14 protein-coding genes are annotated in these 16018 nt (G+C 65.0%); 7 read left to right on the forward strand and 7 right to left on the reverse strand.

The features are described from left to right. The first annotated feature begins 76 nt into the window (after window positions 1–76). The 3 genes from ACQS5P_RS20045 (at window position 77) to ACQS5P_RS20055 (ending at window position 2808) form a co-directional block, all read left to right on the forward strand. Window positions 77–652, forward strand: a complete 576-nt coding sequence (locus tag ACQS5P_RS20045) for a histidine phosphatase family protein (protein WP_428938395.1) — start codon at window positions 77–79, stop codon at window positions 650–652. Window positions 653–676: 24 nt separating this feature from the next. Next, entirely contained in the window at window positions 677–1540 is an 864-nt protein-coding gene (gene accD, locus ACQS5P_RS20050; protein ID WP_428938396.1) for an acetyl-CoA carboxylase, carboxyltransferase subunit beta, read from the forward strand. A gap of 74 nt (window positions 1541–1614) precedes the next feature. Further along, a complete protein-coding gene (locus ACQS5P_RS20055) occupies window positions 1615–2808 on the forward strand; it encodes a M20 metallopeptidase family protein (protein ID WP_428938397.1) in 1194 nt (397 codons plus the stop codon). 7 nt (window positions 2809–2815) lie between these two features. On the opposite strand, the gene ACQS5P_RS20060 is transcribed toward ACQS5P_RS20055, so the two are convergent. From ACQS5P_RS20060 to ACQS5P_RS20080, 5 genes are all read right to left on the reverse strand, one after another. After that, window positions 2816–3214, reverse strand: a complete 399-nt coding sequence (locus tag ACQS5P_RS20060) for a Dabb family protein (protein ID WP_428938398.1) — start codon at window positions 3212–3214, stop codon at window positions 2816–2818. Continuing rightward, on the reverse strand, window positions 3211–4155 hold the full coding sequence (gene queG / locus ACQS5P_RS20065; protein WP_428938399.1) for a tRNA epoxyqueuosine(34) reductase QueG: 945 nt from the start codon (window positions 4153–4155) through the stop codon (window positions 3211–3213). The genes ACQS5P_RS20060 and queG overlap by 4 nt, the downstream gene beginning before the upstream one ends. Beyond that, window positions 4136–4570, reverse strand: coding sequence for a DUF1992 domain-containing protein (locus ACQS5P_RS20070; RefSeq protein ID WP_428938400.1), 435 nt, complete (start codon window positions 4568–4570; stop codon window positions 4136–4138). Before ACQS5P_RS20070 ends, queG begins: the two co-directional genes overlap by 20 nt. Window positions 4571–4675: 105 nt before the next feature. Beyond that, window positions 4676–6124: an MATE family efflux transporter gene (locus tag ACQS5P_RS20075; RefSeq protein WP_428938401.1), complete on the reverse strand. Its 1449-nt coding sequence runs from the start codon at window positions 6122–6124 to the stop codon at window positions 4676–4678. A gap of 98 nt (window positions 6125–6222) precedes the next feature. After that, on the reverse strand, window positions 6223–9639 hold the full coding sequence (locus ACQS5P_RS20080; protein WP_428938402.1) for a S8 family serine peptidase: 3417 nt from the start codon (window positions 9637–9639) through the stop codon (window positions 6223–6225). Window positions 9640–10120: 481 nt separating this feature from the next. Between ACQS5P_RS20080 and ACQS5P_RS20085 the strand changes: the two genes are divergently transcribed. The 4 genes from ACQS5P_RS20085 to ACQS5P_RS20100 all read left to right on the forward strand — a co-directional run bounded on the left by ACQS5P_RS20085 (window position 10121) and on the right by ACQS5P_RS20100 (window position 14728). Beyond that, window positions 10121–12649, forward strand: coding sequence for an ATP-dependent Clp protease ATP-binding subunit (locus ACQS5P_RS20085; RefSeq protein WP_428938403.1), 2529 nt, complete (start codon window positions 10121–10123; stop codon window positions 12647–12649). A gap of 114 nt (window positions 12650–12763) precedes the next feature. Beyond that, window positions 12764–13129 (forward strand): hypothetical protein, encoded by a 366-nt coding sequence (locus tag ACQS5P_RS20090; RefSeq protein ID WP_428938404.1) that lies wholly within the window; start codon window positions 12764–12766, stop codon window positions 13127–13129. 25 nt (window positions 13130–13154) lie between these two features. After that, on the forward strand, window positions 13155–13976 hold the full coding sequence (locus tag ACQS5P_RS20095; protein ID WP_428938405.1) for a glycosyltransferase family 2 protein: 822 nt from the start codon (window positions 13155–13157) through the stop codon (window positions 13974–13976). Between the two features lie 20 nt (window positions 13977–13996). Continuing rightward, window positions 13997–14728, forward strand: coding sequence for an RNA polymerase sigma factor (locus tag ACQS5P_RS20100; RefSeq protein ID WP_428938406.1), 732 nt, complete (start codon window positions 13997–13999; stop codon window positions 14726–14728). Here ACQS5P_RS20100 and ACQS5P_RS20105 read toward each other — a convergent pair. Continuing rightward, the gene (locus ACQS5P_RS20105) at window positions 14642–15235 is read right to left on the reverse strand and encodes a hypothetical protein (RefSeq protein WP_428938407.1); all 594 of its coding nucleotides are present in this window, start codon (window positions 15233–15235) and stop codon (window positions 14642–14644) included. The genes ACQS5P_RS20100 and ACQS5P_RS20105 overlap by 87 nt on opposite strands. Then, window positions 15232–15999: a 2-C-methyl-D-erythritol 4-phosphate cytidylyltransferase gene (gene ispD, locus ACQS5P_RS20110; RefSeq protein ID WP_428938408.1), complete on the reverse strand. Its 768-nt coding sequence runs from the start codon at window positions 15997–15999 to the stop codon at window positions 15232–15234. The genes ACQS5P_RS20105 and ispD overlap by 4 nt, the downstream gene beginning before the upstream one ends. Between the last annotated feature and the right edge of the window lie 19 nt (window positions 16000–16018).

The following is a 16018-nucleotide window of genomic DNA, read 5'->3' on the forward strand; positions in this document are numbered from 1 at the left end:
GCGGTAAATCGCCCGACCGGCTCTGGACATCCGCCCGTTGATCCTTCATCCTTCTGAGTTTGTTCTTGGCTCACTGATGACTCGCGTGATCCTGATCCATGCCGGGCCGACGCCTTGGGACGTCGAAGATCGCATCGTTGGCAACCACCCGCTGCCGCTGACGGAGCTGGGGCTGGCCAGCGTGCAGGGCGTGGTGGCGAATCTGCCTGCGGGCGTGACGGCGGTTTATCGCAACCGCAAGAACGAGGCGTGCGAGCAGGTCGCGCAGCTTGTGGCGCAGCGGTTCGGGCTCAAGCCGCATCACACCGCGGCGCTGGACGAGGTGAATCTTGGACTGTGGCAGGGATTGACCTGCGCCGAGCTGAGGTTTCGTCACGCCCGCGTCGAGGAACAGTGGCGCCAGAATCCGCTGGCGGTGCATCCGCCGGAAGGCGAACGCCTGGAAGATGCGATCGAGCGGCTGCGTCAGGCGTTGCGGACGATCCTGCGGCGCAACCGCGGCGGAACGGTCGTGCTGGCGCTGCGACCGATGGCGATGCAGATCACGCTGGGGCTGTTGCGACATGAGGATGCCGCGACCATCGCCGCCCACTTGCGGAACAGCTCGCCTGTGGAGACGATTGAGCTTCCCGATGAACACCAGCATCTGTAGGGTTGATCAACCCGGAGACGTTCGATGACCCAGCCTGCTCAACCCGCGCAACCGGCGCAGCCGACAGGCGACGCCGCCAGCGCACGCAAGGAAGGAATCCCCGAGGGGTTGTGGCTCCGCTGTCCGGACTGCGGCGACATGCTGTTCCGCAAGGTCGTTCAGGAGAACCTGGACGTCTGTCCGTCGTGTCAGTACCACTTCCGCATTTCAGCGCGGCGGCGAATCGAGCTGCTGGTCGATCCCGGCAGCTTCGAGGAGATGTTCGACGACATCGAGCCTACCGATCCGCTTCGTTTCGTCGATAAAAAGGCCTACAAGGACCGGCTCAAGGCCGAGCAGCTCAAGAGCGGAAACAAGGATGCCGTCGTCTGCGGCAAGGGATTCATCAAGGGCAGGCCCATGATGCTGGCGGTGATGGACCCCAACTTCATGATGGGGTCGATGGGTTCGGTGGTGGGCGAAAAAATCACCCGCACGATCGAGTACGCCGCCCAGAACAAGCTGCCCCTGTTGATCGTCAGTTGTTCCGGCGGCGCACGAATGCAGGAATCGACACTTTCGCTGATGCAGATGGCCAAGACCAGCGCAGCGCTGGCGCGGCTCGATGAGGCCGGGGGGTTGTTCATTTCCCTGCTTGCCGACCCGACGACCGGCGGGGTGACGGCCAGCTTTGCCATGCTCGGGGACTTTATCATCGCCGAGCCCAAGGCGCTGATTGGCTTTGCCGGACCGCGCACGATCTGGAACACCATCAAGGTCGAGTTGCCCGAGGGCTTCCAGCGGAGCGAGTTCCTGGAAGAACACGGATTCATCGACTTCGTCGTTCACCGCAAGGACCTGCGCAGCGAAATCGCCAGGCTCGTCGATTTCTGCGTGAAGGAAACCTGAAAGCTCTATCCACCGGGGTTGCAACGCGAAGTTACGGCTTGCCGCCGGGGCTGTGCCGGATAAGCTCAGCCAGCATGAGTGTTGACGCCCTGATCGCGCAGCAGGTGTCCGGGATGATCGATTTGCGGCATCGGCTGCATCAGATCCCCGAACTGGGCTACCAGGAGCACGAAACCGCCCAGACCATCCGGCAGGAACTGGACCGGCTGGGGATCGAGTATGTGAGCGGGGTCTCGCAAGCGCCGACGGCGACAATCGCCTGGATCGGGGATGCGCGCAAGCCGTGCGTGGCCTTGCGCGCCGACATCGATGCCCTGCCGATCGAGGAGCGCACCGGCCTGCCTTACGCCAGCCGACACGACGGGCGCATGCACGCCTGCGGACATGACGGGCACATCTCGATTCTGATGGGGGCGGCGGCCGTGCTGCGATCGATCGTCGATGAGCTTGATGTGTGCGTGAAGCTGATCTGGCAACCAGCCGAGGAGGGCGGCGGAGGCGCGCGGCGACTGTGCGAGGCGGGCGTCCTGGATGGGCGGATCGGGCCGGAAGTCCGCGCGATTTTCGGGCTGCATGGCTGGCCGGGATTGCCTGTGGGGTGCGTTTCAACCCGGCCCGGGCCGCTGCTGGCGGCGACAGACTGCTTCACCGCCACGTTTGTGGGCAAAGGCTGTCACGGTGCGTTTCCGCATCTGGGTCGCGACCCGATCGTCGCCGCCTGCCAGGCGGTTATCAACCTCCAGCAGGTTGTCTCGCGAGAGCTGGATCCGACCGAGCCGGCGGTCATCACGGTGGGCAAGTTTGTCGCGGGCACGGCGACCAACGTGATCCCCAACCGCGCCACCATCGAAGGCACCGCGCGCACGCTCAGCCAAGCGGCTCGCAGGCTCGTGGAATCCTCCATTCGCCGACGCTGCCAGGGCATCGCTGCCGCCTCTGACTGCAACGTCGAATTCGTCTGGGAGCAGGGGTATCCGCCGACTGTGAACGATCCGGCGATGGCCGAATACGTCTCGCAGGTCACCAAGGCCACACTGGGCGCCGAGCGGTTCATCCCCGCGGCGCGTCCGGCCATGGGCGGAGAAGACTTCGCCTATTACCTTGAAAAAGTCCCGGGATGCTTCCTGCTGATCGGCGTGAGGCCGCCCGAGCGATCGGAGTATCCATCCCTGCACAGTGATCAGTTCGATTTCACGGACGATGCACTGGCCGTGGGAGTGCGGATCTTCGTGGAACTGGTGCGAGGCTTTGCATCACGCCGGCCATAGCAGGGGGCTATTGCCGCAGCTCGTCAGTAAAATCGTACACCACGTATCTGGCGACCAGGGGCTTGAGGACCTGCTCCACCGCGGCGCGGTGAACGGGATGATGTTCATACTGCATCAGGGCGTCGTGATCCCTGAAATAGATGAACACCGCCACGTCAAAGCTCGAGTCAACAACCGGACGGGTAGAGGGAATCGCCCGGCCGGCGGAAACGCGCACCACTCCGGGTATCGATTGGAACGACCGGGACGCAGCGATGAGCTTCTGACGCGCCTGCGAATCACCCGGCTGATTCAGCCAGCAGATCACCACGTGGCCGACCGGTCGCGGCCTTGCAATGGCGGCCGGCCAGCACCCACATCCCGCCAGCAACATCGCCGCGCAGATCACAACCCGTATCCGCTTCATGATTGTTCCTTCCCAACGCCCGCATCCAGCAGCAGTTTCGCATTCCGCTGCAACACCGGCAGCTTCACGCGTTTGATCGCGCTGCCGCGGAGGCGCTCGCGATAGTCCTGCTCTCGCCAGCGCAGCAGCTCGTGCAGATCGATCGTACCGCTGGGGAATCGCGGCTGAAATGCAGGCTCGCTGCTGACGGGCGCTTTGGAGTTCCACGGGCAGACTTCCTGGCAGATGTCGCAGCCGAACAGCCAGCCGTGGAGCTTGTCGCGGAACTCGTCCGGAATCGGCTCGCGGCGCTCGATCGTCAGGTATGAGATGCATCGCCGAGCGTCGAGCTGGTATGGCGCGGTGATGGCCTGCGTCGGGCAGGCGTCGATGCATCGGCGGCAGGTGCCGCAGCGGTCGATCGCCGGATCATCCGGCGGCAACTGGAGCGTGGTCAGCACCTCGCCCAGCAACAGCCATGAGCCGATCCGCTCGTTGATGATGCAGGTGTTCTTGCCGATCCAGCCGATGCCCGCGCGGGCGGCCAGTTCCTTCTCCATCACCGGCGCGGTATCGACGGCGCAGCGGGTCTGCACGTCGGGAACACGCGCGCGGATCCAGTCGGCAAGCTGATACAGCCGCGGCTTGAACAGCTCGTGATAATCCTGACCCAGCGCGTAACGGGCGATGCGGCCGTGGCTCGAGCCTGGCGGTGGCGGTGACAGCGGCACGTGATAGTTCATCGCCACGCAGATCACGCTTTTGGCGCCGGGCAGATAGCTGGCCGGATCGACCCGCTGCTCAAAGCGGCGGTGCAGGTACTGCATGGTCCCCGCCTGCCCGCTGTCCAGCCACTGGCGAAAGTAGTCGCGATATCTGGAGGGCTCGGCGGAGGCGATGCCGACCAGATCGAACCCCACCCGCCGCGCCTGCTGCCTGATTTCAGCCGCCAGTTGATGCATCGGGGTTGGACTGCGTGCGTGCCCGAAGCCGGGCCAGTTGTTCATCCAGATCAACGCCGACTACCGGGGAGTTGAGGGCATTGGTGCCCAGAGTATTGATTCTGTGGACGATCTGGTTGATCCAGAGCACCAGGACGCGGACTCGCGTCTCGTCGCGGGCCTGTTCCAGTTCGCCGCGGAGACGGTCCAGGGTCTTGCGCCAGCGGACCTCCTCGGGCATGACATCATTCTGCCGCAGGATTCGCAGCGCCCACCACATGAGCCGCGCGTCTTCGTCGGCCGGGATCGGATCCAGCTCGATCGGTTTTCCGGCACCGGGAAGGTTGTCGAACTTTCCCTCCTTGATCGCGTCCTCGATGCGTCGATCCGCCAGCCGACGCAGCGCCGCCTCGATGTCCACGTGCTTCAGCGACATGTGATGATTATAGATCACAAGCCGACGGGACGAAGGATGAAATGACAGCGCTGATCCGAGGGCACAATCGCCGAAATCTGGTTTTCAGCCTTTCAACCCTTGCGCTCACACGGCGATTTGTTTCCATCCTCCGTGCAGGAACCTTGCGTAGATGACGGCGCCGCGGATGAGCAGCTCGACAGCCAGCACGACCCACACGGCCGTCAGACCCTGGTGCAGCACGCGCGTGACGATCCACACTCCTGCCAGACGGATCACGAACATGTTGAACACCAGCAGCAGCATCAGTGTCAGCGTATCGCCGGCGCCGCGCAACGCGCCACCGAAAATCATCGCCGCTGCGAAGCCGGCCTGGCAGAACCCGGTGATGAACAGGCACCGCGTGACCAGCTCCTGCACCGCCGGGTCCTCGGAGAACAGCATCGCGGGATACTGTCCGAACAGGATGAAGCCGACTCCGCAGGCGATCATGAACCCGCCGCCCAGCGCGTAGGCCAGGTAGGCGCTTCGGGTGGCGCGGCGATCGTCGCGCATCCCCAGGCTCTGGCCGACCATCGTCGCCGCCGCCGTCGCCACCGCGAATCCGGTCATGTAGCTGAGGCTTTCGATGCGTACGGTGATGTTGTGGGCGTTACCCGCGGTCGCGCCAAGCTCATTGACCAGCCGAAGCACACCGAAGTTCGCGACCCAGTGCATCAGGTCGCTGGCACCAGCCGGAATACCGATTCGCAGCAGCCGCCGCAGGTACTGCCAGTGCGGGCGCATGCGGTGCCAGTAGAGCCTCAACCCGCCACGACCCAGCACCAGCACCGTGAACTGCACCAGCCCTCCGCTGATGTAGGCAATCGTGGTGCCCCAGGCGATGCCATCGAATCCGAGCCGGGGCATTCCAAACCAGCCATACGTCAGCGCGAAACTCGCGCCCATGTTGATCAGATCCACACCAATCATCGTCAGCGCGGGCGTGAGGGTGTCTCCGGCGCCGCGCAGACAGGCGTTGGCGACGAACATCACCATGGTCAGGGGCATGGAGATCGAAAGAATGCGAAGGTAGTCACGGGCATAGTGCAGCGGTTGCGAATCCAGCCCCGCGGCACGGGCGATGGGGCCGGCCAACGCGAACATCACCGCGCCGGTCAGCAGGCCCACCAGCAACGCCGACGTGACCGACTGCCCGCAGATGCTGTTGGCCAGCCGGCGGTGTCTGGCGCCCACAGCACGGGCGATGATCGCGGTGCTGCCCGTGCCCACCGCGCTGACCAGCAGGCTCGCCAGCCACAGGATGTAGCTGATCGTTCCGACGGCGGCGCCGGCGGCGACCTCGTCGGCCCGACTCAGCGCGGTCGGCACGTCGTACTGATGGATGTGATTGGCCAGGTAGGTGTCGGTCCAGCCGACCAGGATATGCAGCGCGTGCTCGGCAAAAACAGGCAGCGACAGCACCAGCAATTGCCGCAGCAATGCGCGGGTTGAATCCATCCCCCGCGGCATCTCGCCGGCCGGACGAGCCATCGCATGCTGCACCTTTGATACCGCCGGCGAGGAGCGATTCATAGTCAGGGCAGATAATACGCGGACAAACTGCGGCGGGACACAGATCGAATCGCCCGCTGACCAGAGAACTGCTGTCTGTCGTCATTCAACTCACAATCTCAGGCCAGCAGCACTTCCAGCGAGACTTGATTCAAATCGAGCATGGCGTCGAGTTGAGCCGAATCGGCGCCCTCGCCGCCGTCGAGGATCAGATCGGCCAGGGAGTCGCGGGCGAAGACGCGGTCGTTGCCTGCGCCGGCGAAGATGCGGTCAACCCCCTGGCCGGCGACGATCAGGTCGTCGCCGCCGCCGCTGCGCACCACGTCGTCGCCGCCGCCGGCGTCGATGGAGACGGGCAGGGTACCGGCATCGATGGCGATCCAGTCATTCCCTGCGCGTGCGGCGATCGAGACGCCGCGCACCCGCGAGGCCGGGAAGCTCACGGTCTGCCCGTTGCACGTGACCTTCACCTTGCCGCCGGCCAGACGCACGCCGATCGAGTCGCGGTCATTGGTTCCATAGATGCGCAGGCGTTTGCCGGTGATTGCCGCGAACGTGCTGGAGATGCTGAGTTGATAATCGCCCGTGCTGCCGCTGGCGGCGCCGGCGCCGCGGACGGGGTCGTACGCCCGTGGCGATCGTCCCGCGCCGCTGACGCCGATGAAGTATGTCTGTCCGCGAACCACCCCGGTGTAGATCAGACTGTCCACGGTGCGCGGGTCGGCGTTGTCGTTGTAGGTGATCTCGCGTCCGGTTGCGTCGAAGATGCGCACAAACGTGTCGGCGCCGAAGCTGCTGAGGGCGCCGGCACGCACCTGGATCGGTCCGCTGGCCGGCGCCAGGAAGCGATACAGGTCCACATCCGTCGAGCCGCGGACCAGCGCCAGGTCCATGCCCAGATTCGCGGTCAGCGCCGAATTCAACTGGATGCTGCGCACCGCCGGAGCGTCCAGGCGATCATCCCAGAGCCTGGCGACGATGGATCGCGGTCGCAGTCGCATGCTGATGCGGTAATCGCCGACGGTGCCGGGAGAGCCGCTGCCCAGCAGTTGCGGGTCATAGTTGTCGTTGCCGGCGCCCGAGACGCCGATGAAATACACCTGTCCACCGACAACCGGCGCGCGAAGCAACGGGTCCGGGCCGTCGATGTCGTCACTGCTGGCCAGCAGCCGTCCGTCGGATGCAAACAGCCTCAGCACGGCGTTGACTGGCGACGGGTTGCCGGCCAAGGAGTAGGAATCGACGTTGATTTCCAGGATGCCCGATTCATCGGGTTGCACGCGGAAGAAGTCCACGTCGCGGTCGCCGACAGGCTCGCCGCCGTCCGCGCCGACAGCGCCGGGCCGGGGGGACAGTGGCAGCGTCGTCTCCACGGCCTGCGAGATCGCGCCGTTGCGGTCGTTGTTGGCAAAGGAGACGAAGATGCGATAGAAGCCTCCGCCGCCGGCGCTGCTTCGCCCGCTCAGGCTCGTGGGGTTGTAGTTGCGATTGGCGGCGTCGGAAACCCCGAAATAGTAGACTTCCCCGCGTCGGACTTGCCCGATGGCGAAGCTGTCGGTGGCGTGGCCGACGGGATCCCCGCTGTCCAGATCGTAGCTGAACAGGCCGTCGGTCATTTCCAGCGGATTGCCCTGGGCATCGTGTGCGACGGCGGCGTCGTTGTCGCTGATCGGATTGCCCTGGGCATCGAAGACGCGCAGGTACGAATTAACGTAATCGGTGTCGTAGGGGGTGTCGATGTCCACCATCAGCCTGCCGTTGTCGGGCACGACGATCCTGAACAGATCGACGTCGGCCGGGCCGACGGGCTTGCCCAGATCGGCGCCGATGAAGCCGTCGAAGTTCTGATGCGGCTCGTTGTCGCCGGCGAGATTGACGTTGACCGCGCCGCTGAGCAGTCCGTTGGGATCCAGATTCGACAGAGCAAAGCTGATGGTGAAGTTTCCGATCGCGCCGGCGCGCGTGCCGGCGCCGCTGATCGGATCGTAGCCGGTATTGCCCGCGCCGCTCACGCCGGCGTAGTACGTGCCCGGCGGCAGGCTGATCACGATGCGCGACAGGGCGTCGCCGGCCGAATCATCGTCGGCGGCCAGCTCGACGCCGCTCGCGTCGAACAGCCTCAGGTACGAGTCGGGCACCCCGGCACTGGATGTGCCGCGGCCGATTTCGATGCTGATCGTTCCCGGCGAAGCGACGGTGAACTCGTACATGTCCACATCGTCGCTGCCGATGCTGCGCGAGCCATCGGTGCCAAGCGTGCCGGGGATCGGTCCGACGGGCGCGCCGGTGAGAGTCGGGCCGAAGATCGCGCTGGAGATGGTGCCGTTGGGATCGGTGGGCGTGCTGCTGCCGCCGCCGAACAGCTCGCGCACGCGCTGCACCGCCCGCAGCACGTTCAGCCGCACGTAGCTCAGCCCGGTGTTCAGCAGCTCCCGCAGCTCGCCCGCATCGACCAGGCCGTTATGGTTGTCGTCGATGAAGATGGCGTCGTCTTCGTCGTCGCCGTCGGTGATCGGATCGCCGCTGGCTTGCTGGATCGATCGCACCTCGGTGGCCGAGAGCAGTCGTCCGCCGAAGGTCATCGCCGCGTCCTGCATCAGGGCCACGGCGCCGCTGACCATCGGAGCGGCCTGGCTGGTGCCCTGGGTACTCTGGATCTGGTTGCCCGGCCAGGTGCTGGTGATGATCGCCCCCGGCGCGAAGATGGCGTTTTGGGCGACGGGCGGGGGCCTCTGGCTGAAGCTGACCAGGCGATCGGCGGCGGTGCTCAGATCGACGCTGCCGCCCGACCAGACAAACCCGCCGCCCTGATTGGCGTCCCAGACCGCCCCGACATTGAGCGTACTGATGATTCCCGGCGAGGCGGAATTGGGAAACTGCACATTGAGCTGCCGGCCGCTGCCCGGATCATGGATGATGCCGTAGGAGTTTCCGGCGGCGGCGACGACCGTCACCCCGCTGTCCTGGAGGGTCTGGATTTCGTCGCTGTAGACATCGCCCTGGACCTGCTGCGGGGAGGTGTAGAACCCGCTGCCCAGAGACAGATTGACAGCGACGATGCGATATCGCTGGCGGTTGTCGATGACCCACTGGAGGGCCTTTTCCAGGCTGCGATTGTCCGCCGCGACGGCGCCGCTTGCGTCGCGGGTGAAGATGTTGATGCCGACCAGTCCGGCACGTGGAGCAACCCCCCCGTCAAATCCGCGGGACGGATCCGGACGCGATGCGATGATGCCGGCCACATGCGTGCCATGGGGGCTGGTGATGGTGGCGGTGGAAGGCGCGGCGGTGACGTCCGTGGTGGCCAGCACGTTGGGCGCCAGCAGGGGATGCGTAGCGTCCAGTCCGGTGTCGATGACCGCGACGCTGACTCCGCCGCCGTCGATGCCCGCCAGCGTCGGATCGTTCCGCAGGGCGGTTAAGCCGATCAGGTCGTAGGCCGCGCTGAGCAGCCGCCGCCGTTCCAGTGCTTCCAGCCAGCAGCGCGCGGCGGTCGTGGGCAGGGCAACAGGACGCGTCGTGTTTTTGCTGGGCATTGGATGCAGCATCCTGCATCAGCCGGTCTGCTGATCGCCGAAGCGCCTCGGGGACGTACAGCATTCCGGCGCCATAAAGATGCGTGTAGTCAGCAGTCTACAGCGTATGCGAAAACGGCGGGGCGGGGAATAGCCCGAAGCGTGCCGGGGAGAGCGGCCCGCCGCTGGCCGGAAGGTTGTGGAACTCAAGCAGCGTCGGAGGCGTACAAGAGGTTGTCGAAGCTGCTGGATGTCGTGGTCAATCCTGCCGATATGACCGAAGAGCCGATGCTGTGCCGCAGGTATTCCGGCGGGTTTTTGGGCCGCCCGCAGTGCGGCTTTCGGCGGGTCGGGACTTCCTTGATTCGGCGAATTTGACACCTAGAATCGCACGGCGGAATCGGGAGACAATGCAGGAGCCTGTGAGCGCGTCGCGCGCCCATGCGGACTCCACCCGACGAGGGGTCGGCGCCTAAGAGCCGCCGGCCGACAGGAGATGGACATGTTCGAACGATTTACGGATCGTGCTCGGAAAGTGATGGCGCTGGCAAATCAGGAAGCGCAACGCTTCAACCACGAATACATCGGGACCGAGCACATCCTTCTTGGGCTGGTGAAGGAGGGCAGCGGGGTCGGCGCCAACGTGCTGAAGAACCTGGACGTGGACCTGCGCAAGGTGCGGCTGGAGGTGGAAAAGCTGGTCAAGAGCGGCCCGGACATGGTCACGATGGGCAAGCTGCCTCAGACGCCGCGCGCCAAGAAGGTCATCGAGTACGCCATCGAGGAAGCCAGGAACCTGAATCACAACTACGTGGGGACGGAACACCTGCTGCTCGGACTGTTGCGCGAGCATGACGGGGTAGCGGCGCAGGTGCTGATGAATCTCGGGCTCAAGCTTGAAGAAGTTCGGGAAGAGGTTCTGAACCTATTGGGAGCAGGCGTGGAAAGCGAAGAACCCCAGCAGCAGGAGAAGCAGGGCGCCAAGGGCAAGAGCAAGACCCCGGCGCTGGACAGCTTCGGCCGCGACCTCACCGAGCTGGCGCGCGAAGGACAGCTTGACCCGGTGATCGGGCGGAAGAACGAGATCGAGCGCGTCATCCAGATCCTGTGCCGGCGACAGAAGAACAACCCGGTGCTGCTGGGTGAGGCGGGCGTGGGCAAGACCGCGATCGTCGAGGGGCTGGCCCAGATGGTCGTCTCCAGCAACGTGCCGGAGATCCTGCACGACCGGCGGATCGTGGTGCTGGACCTGGCGATGATGGTCGCCGGAACCAAGTACCGCGGGCAGTTCGAGGAGCGGATCAAGGCGGTGATGAACGAGGTTCGCCGCGCCAAGAACGTGATCCTGTTCATCGACGAGCTGCACACGCTGGTTGGCGCCGGCGGCGCCGAGGGCGCCATCGACGCGTCGAACGTGCTCAAGCCGGCGCTGTCGCGCGGCGAGATCCAGTGCATCGGCGCCACCACCTTCGACGAGTACCGCAAGTACATCGAGAAGGATGCGGCGCTGGCGCGACGGTTCCAGCCGATTCACGTCGAGCCGCCCACCAAGGAGGACGCCATCGAGATCCTCCGCGGGCTGCGCGATCGCTACGAGGCGCACCACCGCGTGCAGATCACCGACGCGGCCCTGGAGGCGGCGGTGGAGATGTCCGACCGCTACATCACCGGGCGGTGCCTGCCCGACAAGGCGATCGACGTGCTGGACGAAGCCGGCGCCCGAATCCGCCTGCGCAGCATGACCAAGCCCCCGAATCTGGCCGAAATCGAGGAGCAGATCGAGCGGCTGAGCATCCAGAAGGACGAGGCGGTCAAGAACGCCGAGTACGAGGAGGCCGCCAAGCTGCGCGATCAGGCCGAGGCGCTGCGTGCCAAGAAAGAGGAGATGCAGCGTCAGTGGCGCGAGAAGGCCAAGGAAGTGGACGGCGTGGTCGATGAGGAGGTGATCGCCGAGGTCGTCAGCAAGATGACCGGCGTGCCGCTGACGCGGCTGGAGAAGGAAGAGGCGCAGCGGCTGCTGGAGCTGGAGAACGAGCTGCACAAGCGGGTCGTGTCTCAGGACGAAGCGATCCGGGCGATCGCCAAGACCATCCGCCGCGCCCGCAGCGGGCTGAAGGACCCGCATCGTCCGATGGGCAGCTTCCTGTTCCTGGGGCCCAGCGGGGTCGGCAAGACGCTGCTGAGCAAGGCGCTGGCGGAGTTCATGTTCGGCGACGAGGACGCGCTGGTGCAGATCGACATGTCCGAGTACATGGAGAAGCACAACGTCAGCCGCCTGATCGGCGCGCCTCCGGGCTACGTCGGCTACGAGGAAGGCGGCCAGCTCACCGAGCGCATCCGCCGCCGGCCTTACAGCGTCGTTCTGCTCGACGAGGTCGAGAAGGCCCATCCGGACGTGTTCAACATGCTGCTTCAGATCATGGAGGAAGGTCGGCTCACCGACTCGTTCGGGCGGCATGTGGACTTCCGCAACGTCGTGATGATCATGACCAGCAACATCGGCTCGGAGCTGATCAAGGGCGGCGGGCCACAGTTCGGGCTGCGGCCGACCGCCAAGGGCCAGGCCGAAGAGCGCAACTACCAGCAGATCAAGGAAACCGTGATGAAGGAGCTGGAGCGGTACTTCCGCCCCGAGTTCATCGGGCGGCTTGACGACGTGATCGTCTTCCGTCCGCTGAACCGCGCCAATCTCGAAAACATCGTCGAGATCGAGCTGCGGAAGGTCACCAAGCGGCTGACCGAGCACGGCCTGAGGATCGAGCTGACGCCCGAGGCCAAGGACTTCCTCATCGAGAAGGGCACCAACGCCGACTTCGGCGCCCGTCCGCTGCGGCGTGCCATCGAGCAGCACGTGGAAGATCCGATGAGCGAGGAGATCCTCCGCGGCAACTTCAAGGGCAAAGACCTGATCCGGATCAGCGTCCGGCAGGAAGAGGGTGGCGAGAAGCACCTGTACTTCGAGGCCCTGAAGCTCGAAGACGCCAAGGAGGGCGAGAAGCAGCTCGCCCAGGCCGGCAGCGACGCAACGTGACAGCGGCGGCAAATCTCAATCGTCCACGGGTGGCGTGGTCAGCACGGCTGGCCACGCCACTGCTGTTTTCCGGCGCATCATCACCGGCCGCTCCAGTGGTAGCTTCAGCAGAGCATGTTCCAATCACTCCAATGGGTAGCCGCGGTCCATGCGGCGTATTTGATCCTCAGCGGCGCCTGGCCGATCGTGCACATGCGGTCGTTCCTTGCGGTCACCGGCCCGAAGCGCGATCTTTGGCTGGTCAAGACGGTAGGGGTGATGGTGATGGTGGTTGGGGCGACGATCGGTCTGGCGGCGTGGTCCGAGGCGATCACCTGGCCGATCCTGGTTCTGGCCGTCGGTACCGCCGCCGCCCTGGCTGCGGTGGACCTGGTCTACGTCCTCAACCGCACGATATCGCGCATCTATCTCCTGGACGCGGGGGTTGAAGGGCTGCTCATCATCGCATGGTTGCTGTTCTGGACCAGTCCCGCAGTGTAGTATTTGTGCACTGCGGAATCCGCCGATGCTCAGCGTGATCATTCCGGCCTTCAATGAGGAGAAAACGCTCGCGCAGGTTCTGGATCGCGTGCTGGCGCTGCCGCTGCGCCCGCAGGTCATCTGTGTTTCCGACGGCTCGACGGACGGCACCAACCAGATCATCCGTCGCTACCAGCGCGAACGTGGCATCATCGGGGTCATCTGCCCGGTCAACCGGGGCAAGGGGGCGGCGATCCAGGCGGGCCTGGCGTACGCCACACAGCCTTACACCATCATTCAGGATGCCGATCTGGAATACTCGCCCGAGCAGTTCGAGGTTCTGCTGGAGCCGGTCCGCAAAGGCAGGGCCAGCATCGTCTATGGCTCGCGCAACCTTCGCCACCCGGCGATGCGCAGAAACAACTTCGCCTATTTCCGCTTCTGGCTGGGCGGAAAAATCGTGACGCTGGTATGCAATTACCTGTTCTTCTGCCACCTGACCGACGAGGCCACCTGTTACAAGCTGTTCCCGACCGATCTGCTGCGGCGAATGAACCTCACGTGCCGCGGCTTTGACTTTTGCCCCGAAGTCACCGCCAAGGCGTTGCGACTGGGATACCGGATCCACGAAGTCCCGATCGAGTACAACCCGCGCACGCTGCACGAGGGCAAGAAGATCCGCGCCTGGCACGGCATCCAGGCGATTTTGGTGCTGTTGAAGTATCGGCTCATGCCTGATTCGATGCTCTTCTCGCGACGCGCGTCCTGCCCGGACGCAGTGTCTGTGGCCGGCCAGTCGATGCCTTGTGCATCAATCGAAGCATCCGACTCCCGCGGCGGTAAACTCGATCACGCCGTGGCCGTGTGATATTACTGTGATCGCGATCCATGCAGGAGCTGAGCAGCGATTTGGTCGCCGCCGCACGCCGGGGAAAACGCGACGCCGTCATCCAGGTGCTGGCGGAGCACTACCCGATGGTCTACCGGATGGCCGCGGGACTCACCGGGCGGCGGGACGTGGCGCAGGGCGTGGTGCGGTTCGTCATGCAGCAAAGCCTGCGAGCACTGCATCTGTGGACCGATCCCGGCGCGCCGACCCGCTGGTTTCATCATCACACCATCCTCACCATTCGCCGGGCACACAAACACCAGCCCGATGCAACCTCCGACACCCTGCTCGGTGAACCCGGCCAAACACAGAACCAGCCGGATCCAGCCTATCTGGCGTTCATCCGCGCCCTGCGCGCCCTGCCCCAGCAGCAGCGCGAGGCGTTTATCCTGCGCCACGGGGAGAAGCTGGAGATCCGGCAGATCGCCATCGCCATGGACTGCTCCACCCTCGCCGCCGGAAACCATCTGCAACAGGCCGAACAGCACCTGATCGCGCTGGCCGCCGAGCAGTATCATCCGCATGTGCTGCGAATGCATCGGGCGTATCAGTCGCTGGCTCCGGCCGAGGAGCTGACGATCAGGGACGTGCGCAGTCGCATCCGGCGGTTGCTGCTGCCGCTGCGACTGAAGCGGGTGGCCGGATCAATCCTGACTCTGCTGCTGTTGGCCGCCGCGCTGTGGGGCGCCTGGTGGGTCTGGAAGATTGTTCAACACTCGCTGGAGCGGTGACTCCCCGCCTGTCGCCGACGCAAGGTCGGTCCGCTCGATTTCCATGAGGACCTGATCGATCAGCAGTCCGTTGCGACGGATGGCTCGGTATTCGCCGACTGCCATGACCAGATTGACCGCGATCGCCAGCAGTGCCAAAACATGGTGCCAGATCGCCCGGATGCCGTAGCTGAAGACCAGGACCCCGAGGACTGCGGCCAGGAACGTGGCCAGCATCGCCAGCATCGCCGCCGGAAACGCCTGCGCCTTGAACGAGCGTGTCGGCGCCGCAAGCGAAGCATCCAGCCGCTTGACCGCAATCGCGTGCTGGATCCACTTGGCGGTGGCGATGAAGTAGGTGAACACCACGCAGTGGACTGCGCAGCACACGATGGTGGCCAGCACTCCGGCAAGCTGATGGTACGGACCCATCGCCGGGCCGCGGAACATCACGGCATAGCCCAGCGTGGCGGCGAGCAGCAGGCACAGGACGTTGAACGCGGTCAGTCCCAGAAACAGTCGGATCACGTGGTGGACTCCGCGACCGCCTGGGTGGTAAGCTCGCCCGCGGCCGTGCTCATGCGGGTATCGGGATTCCGCAACAGCAGGCGAGCAATCTCCAGATCCAGAGGCGTGGTGATCTTGATGTTTCGTTCCTCGCCGGGCACCAGCCACACCGGCTTGCTAATCAGCTCCAACAACTGCACATCGTCGGTGATCTGATCGAGCGGAACCGGGCATCGCTGGAAGGCTTCGTGCAGATCGGCGCGGCGCATGACCTGCGGCGTCTGCATGGCCCACAACTCGCTGCGAGGCACGGTACGCTGGACCCTGGCCGGCAGAGGCCCGGGTGCCTGCTTGATCGTCAGCGTCACCGGAAGGGCCGGCACCACCGCGGCGTCGTGCGCTCTGGCGGCGGCCAGCACCGAGTCGATCAGTTGCTGGGACACCAGCGGCCTGGCGGCGTCATGGACCGCGATCCACTCCACGCCTTCGCGCACGCGCAGAAGCCCGCTGCGCACGCTTTCGGCGCGGCAGGCGCCGCCCAGGCAGAAGTTCAGCCTCGGGTCGCGCGGCAGCTCCGGCGCCAGCAGGTCCGGGCGACGCGTGGGAATGATCACCTGAATCACATCGCGGCGCTGAAGGAAAGCATGGACCGAACGGGCGATGACCGACTGCCCCTCCAGCAGCTCCAGCAGCTTATCGCGATCGGCGCCGAAGCGGGCGCTGGTGCCCGCGGCCGGGAGAATCACCGCCAATCCGCCTGTCGTCGAGAAATCCGCTGATTCCATTGCTGAAGCGCCTGCGCCG

The organism is Fontivita pretiosa (genome assembly GCF_050410795.1).
Taxonomy (GTDB): domain Bacteria; phylum Planctomycetota; class Phycisphaerae; order Tepidisphaerales; family Tepidisphaeraceae; genus Fontivita; species Fontivita pretiosa.

What these genes read in the sequence shown, in the direction of transcription:
- ACQS5P_RS20045 (WP_428938395.1), top strand. Translation starts at nt 77, where the DNA reads ATGACTCGCGTGATCCTGATCCATGCCGGGCCGACGCCTTGGGACGTC.
- accD (WP_428938396.1), top strand. Translation starts at nt 677, where the DNA reads ATGACCCAGCCTGCTCAACCCGCGCAACCGGCGCAGCCGACAGGCGAC.
- ACQS5P_RS20055 (WP_428938397.1), top strand. Translation starts at nt 1,615, where the DNA reads ATGAGTGTTGACGCCCTGATCGCGCAGCAGGTGTCCGGGATGATCGAT.
- ACQS5P_RS20060 (WP_428938398.1), bottom strand. Translation starts at nt 3,214, where the DNA reads ATGAAGCGGATACGGGTTGTGATCTGCGCGGCGATGTTGCTGGCGGGA.
- queG (WP_428938399.1), bottom strand. Translation starts at nt 4,155, where the DNA reads ATGCATCAACTGGCGGCTGAAATCAGGCAGCAGGCGCGGCGGGTGGGG.
- ACQS5P_RS20070 (WP_428938400.1), bottom strand. Translation starts at nt 4,570, where the DNA reads ATGTCGCTGAAGCACGTGGACATCGAGGCGGCGCTGCGTCGGCTGGCG.
- ACQS5P_RS20075 (WP_428938401.1), bottom strand. Translation starts at nt 6,124, where the DNA reads ATGAATCGCTCCTCGCCGGCGGTATCAAAGGTGCAGCATGCGATGGCT.
- ACQS5P_RS20080 (WP_428938402.1), bottom strand. Translation starts at nt 9,639, where the DNA reads ATGCCCAGCAAAAACACGACGCGTCCTGTTGCCCTGCCCACGACCGCC.
- ACQS5P_RS20085 (WP_428938403.1), top strand. Translation starts at nt 10,121, where the DNA reads ATGTTCGAACGATTTACGGATCGTGCTCGGAAAGTGATGGCGCTGGCA.
- ACQS5P_RS20090 (WP_428938404.1), top strand. Translation starts at nt 12,764, where the DNA reads ATGTTCCAATCACTCCAATGGGTAGCCGCGGTCCATGCGGCGTATTTG.
- ACQS5P_RS20095 (WP_428938405.1), top strand. Translation starts at nt 13,155, where the DNA reads ATGCTCAGCGTGATCATTCCGGCCTTCAATGAGGAGAAAACGCTCGCG.
- ACQS5P_RS20100 (WP_428938406.1), top strand. Translation starts at nt 13,997, where the DNA reads ATGCAGGAGCTGAGCAGCGATTTGGTCGCCGCCGCACGCCGGGGAAAA.
- ispD (WP_428938408.1), bottom strand. Translation starts at nt 15,999, where the DNA reads ATGGAATCAGCGGATTTCTCGACGACAGGCGGATTGGCGGTGATTCTC.